At 68.4% G+C, this 3,855-nt stretch carries 4 protein-coding genes; 3 read left to right on the top strand and 1 reads right to left on the bottom strand.

The window, feature by feature from the left end:
• Window positions 1-244 precede the first annotated feature (244 nt).
• Window positions 245-1,297, bottom strand: coding sequence for an ATP-grasp fold amidoligase family protein (locus AC5JJ1_RS13560; protein ID WP_495785635.1), 1,053 nt, complete (start codon window positions 1,295-1,297; stop codon window positions 245-247).
• 950 nt (window positions 1,298-2,247) lie between these two features.
• Here AC5JJ1_RS13560 and AC5JJ1_RS13555 point away from each other — a divergent pair.
• The 3 genes from AC5JJ1_RS13555 to AC5JJ1_RS13545 form a co-directional block, all read left to right on the top strand.
• Window positions 2,248-2,577, top strand: a complete 330-nt coding sequence (locus AC5JJ1_RS13555) for a hypothetical protein (RefSeq protein ID WP_495785634.1) — start codon at window positions 2,248-2,250, stop codon at window positions 2,575-2,577.
• A 171-nt stretch (window positions 2,578-2,748) separates the two neighbouring features.
• Entirely contained in the window at window positions 2,749-3,525 is a 777-nt protein-coding gene (locus AC5JJ1_RS13550) for a PAS domain S-box protein (RefSeq protein ID WP_495785633.1), read from the top strand.
• A partial coding sequence (locus tag AC5JJ1_RS13545; RefSeq protein WP_495785632.1) for an ATP-binding protein occupies window positions 3,483-3,855 on the top strand: 373 nt, incomplete at its 3' end. The genes AC5JJ1_RS13550 and AC5JJ1_RS13545, both read left to right, overlap by 43 nt.

Below are 3,855 nucleotides of genomic sequence, written 5' to 3'. Positions count from 1 at the left end.
TTCGCTCCGCGTCGCCTCAACTCACGATCGAGTCAGTCCCAAGGCGGGGCGGTATAAGGTGTCCGGCGAGCTCGGCCGCTTCACTGGGAGCGGGCGGCACGTCACTAGGTGCCAGCGCCAGAAGAGCCCTGGCACCTAGCGCGAACAGCATTGCGGTGCCTGGGATGCAGGCGGGCTCGGGCGTGCAATCCAGGCCGACGCCTGTCGCTGACGCACCGAGCGAGGAGCCGATCAAAGCTCGGCCTCAGCGTTTTCGCCCACGACCATCAGGAAGGTGCCATATGTCGCCGATCACCCGGTCGTGGATCGCAGGCGTGAAGGGAACGCAGGCACTTCCGTCGTAATGGGTGATCTCGCCGAACCAGGCCCGGCCGTCCACCAGATACAGGTCGACGCGGGCATAGTCGAAGTCTTCCGCGATGCGCTCCGCCAGCTTCGCCAGCTCGCCCGCCTGCGGCGGCAGAACGTAGCTTGGGTCAGCGGGGTAGATCTGGCGGAACGGCAGCAGCTCCAGGTCGGAGTCGAAAAAAGTCACGCGGTGCTCGCCGAACCGGTCGGCGTGCACGCGGAGTAATTTCGTCTTGCCGTTGAACACGTAGAACTTCAAGTCATGAGGGATCGCGCCGTTCTCGTCGAGCAGCATGTCTTCCACCAGAAGCCGGGGCAGAATGTCGCGGTATCCCCATTCCTCCGCGTCAGCGTAGTGGCTCCGCCGCAACCATCCTTCGGCCTGCACCATGGCTGAGCATCGGTCAGCCGTGGTCCAGTCATGAACCAAGAGGTTCATGTTCCAGCCGTGGGATGCCTTGAGCACGAAGCGCGACGGCAGCCTGTCCCAGGGAACGTCCGCCGCGTGGTTCCATACGCCGTACAGCGGGATCAGGAACTCGGCTCCGACCTTCCGGGCGACGTAGTCGCGCACCGCGACCTTGTCGATAGTCAACGGGAACAGCGGGTTGCGGTCGTATAGTATCCGCCAAGCCAGCTTCTCGTTGTAGGTGCGTGGAAGCCGCAGGTTCGGCTTGTAGCCCAACGCCGCTTCCATCCGGCGGCTCAGGCGGCGGGCGCGCGCTAACCTGTCCAGGGTGGGAATTACGGAGACAATGGCGCCCATGGCACTCTTCAACTTTTTGGTTCCAGTGGCGGCTAAATCTCCCATTGAAGAATAGCGATCCTGTGTCGGCACCTGGGCAACCGAGCCAACGGAGTGACCATCGACCCCGGACTTAATCAAAGCCGCCGGGTTGGAGCGGAAAGTCAGCTTTCCATCTTGGGCATAGGTGTCGTGTGGCATCATTGTCCCCCAGCATTTGGACGCTGCCGGATTACGAGGGCCAGCCGGGCACGGATGCATAACGAGCGGGGTGCTCGGTCGGCCGATATCCCATCAAGCGCTGAACGCTCGCCGGGCTGTCCGGCGAACGCCGGGCGCGCCCTCGAAGCCGCCACCAGGCATCGCGGAACCGGGTGCCGGGCAGCGACCGGGGGCACTCGCCCGGTGCCTCTCCGCCGCCGAGCCACGTCTTGCCGACCGGGTGACCGACACGTCGGCCAGGAACTCGGCCACGAAGCCCTCGACAGCGACGACGGAGCCGTCGACGTCGCTCAGGTCGCCCGGGGTGTGTAGTACCCCGCCCCGGAGCGCCTCGCCTAGCCGCCACGCCGGGCTGATTGCCGTTCTGACTGTCTCAGGCTCTTCCAGGTCCTCGGCGAGCAGCCGCGGCTGGACCAGGAAGGCGGACACGCCCACGCGCCCCTCGAATTGCAGCCGCACGGTGCCGCAGGGCGCTTCGAGCGGCGTGACGGAGAGCGCGAGGGAACTGGCGCCCAATGGCGACGAAGGCCGTGCTTTCCGCCATACCCGCCAGCATGGTCTCGCGCATGGCGGCCAAGGGCGCCACCCTCGGCTGCGGCCTGCTCGGCCTCGCGCAGCCGTTTGGCGGCCGAGCGCCCGGCCATCCGCACCCCTATCTTCGGCCTAAGGATATTGTCGAAGCTCATGCCTCACGCTGGCGCGCCGGGCGGTGGGTCCAAGGCGACCGCCAGTCGGCCGGGTCGACGGCCTCGGTCCGGTCCAGCCTGCAAACTTGGCAAGTAGGAAGGCGCCACCCAGGTCGCGGACTGCGGGTGCCTCTCTCTGGACGAGCCTGCCACCTCGTCGCTGCGGCGGGGGGTCCGGTCGCGCTCCGGCTCCTCGCGCGCTAGGCTGCCGCCCGGCCGCACCCCCAGCTCCGACGGAAACCGACTATGATTGAGGCCCCGCTCCTCCTGCTCGCTGTCGCGGCGGCGCTCTCCGTCACCGGCCTCGGTCTCTGGCTCTCGGCCCGGCAGATCGCCCACGTGACGCGGCACCGCGACAGGGTGCCGGAGGACTTCGCCGCCGCGGTCACGCTCGAGCAGCACCGCAAGGCGGCCGACTACGCGGTGGCGCGCGAGTGCCTCGCCATGCTGGAGACGGCGACCGGGACGGCGGTCTCGATCGCCGTCCTCGCCTGGGGTGCGGCTGCTGTTCGAAACTTCGGGTCTCCGATGCGAAGTGGACGCGCCCTCAAGGCCGTGGCTGGCACGAAGCGGTGACGGGGGAGCGGGAACTAGACCTTTCCGCGTGTCCTCACATGCGGCGCGGCTCCGGTACCTCCGCCGGGCAAGCGTGCGGCATCCCGGCCAGGCGGCCGGGGACAGCCATGAGACATCGACCTCCGGATGTGGTGTCGTGGCGTCCGGGAGATCTGCACCAGGGAGTTTCGGATGCCGTTCGAGAGCCAGCCCCGGGACCGGGCGGGGCAGAGCGCCGCGGAGCAAACCGTGCGCGAGATCGGCGCCCGCGGCGGGCCTTTCGTCGCCGCCGTCGAGGCGACCCGCATGCCCATGGTGGTCACCGATCCCGCAGTGCTCGACAATCCCATCATCTACGTGAACGCGGCCTTCCTGGAGCTGAGCGGCTACGAGCCGGGGGAAGTTCTGGGTCAGAACTATTTCTTCCTTGTCGGCGAGCAGGTTGACGAGGAGGCGGTGCAGCGAGTCAAGGCAGCGATGGCCGCGCGCCGAACCTTCATCGAGGACGTGCCGTTCCGGCCCAAGGGCGGCCGGGAAGCCTGGGTCTCCATGTTCGTCAGCCCTGTGGTCGAGGACGGCCAGGTGGTGCAGCACTTCGCGTCCTTCCTCGACGTGACGGACCGGGTAAGGCGAGAGCAGGAGCTACGCGAGGCCAAGCACACTCTGGAGCGGCGCGTGGCAGCGCGGACGGAGCGCCTCCAGCAGGCCAACGCCCGGCTCCGGGAGGAGGTCGAACGGCGGGAGCGGACGGAGGCCGTCCTCCGCGACGCCCTGGAGCGCGGGCAGGAGGACATCCGCTACCGTGACTTCTTGGTCCGCGAGGTGAACCACCGTACCAAGAACGCCCTGCAGCTCGCGGTGTCACTGCTCAGCGTGCAGGCGCGCATAGCGCGGACCCGACCTGTCGCGGAGCGCTCGAGGCCGTCATGGGGCGGCTGCGACGCATCGGCGACGTGCACGCCCTGCTGACCCATGGGAGCGAGGCACCGGACCGCATCGAAGTTGCCAACTACTTGGAGCGGCTCTGCCGGGACACTGCCGAGGGCCTCGCGCCCAAGCGCGTGCGGGTGGAGGTCGAGGCTGGTGAGGAGGCACTGTGGCCGCCGGACCTCGCAATCCCGCTTGGGCTCATCGCGGGCGAGGCGGTGACCAACGCGCTCAAGCATGCCTTCCCCGAGGGGCGGGCTGGGCGCGTCCGGGTTGAGTTGCGGCTGGTCGGCGACGGGCAGGTGCGGCTTCGGATGGAGGACGACGGCGTCGGCCTGCCGCCAGGGCGTCGGGAGGGCTCGCTCGGGCTGC

It is taken from the genome of Belnapia sp. (genome assembly GCF_059504005.1).
Note: the sequence above shows the minus strand (reverse complement) of the source record. Positions and strands in the feature narration are given on the sequence as shown.

Coding starts and splice junctions, on each gene's coding strand:
- AC5JJ1_RS13550 (WP_495785633.1), top strand. CDS start 2,749: ATGCCGTTCGAGAGCCAGCCCCGGGACCGGGCGGGGCAGAGCGCCGCG.
- AC5JJ1_RS13560 (WP_495785635.1), bottom strand. CDS start 1,297: ATGATGCCACACGACACCTATGCCCAAGATGGAAAGCTGACTTTCCGC.
- AC5JJ1_RS13555 (WP_495785634.1), top strand. CDS start 2,248: ATGATTGAGGCCCCGCTCCTCCTGCTCGCTGTCGCGGCGGCGCTCTCC.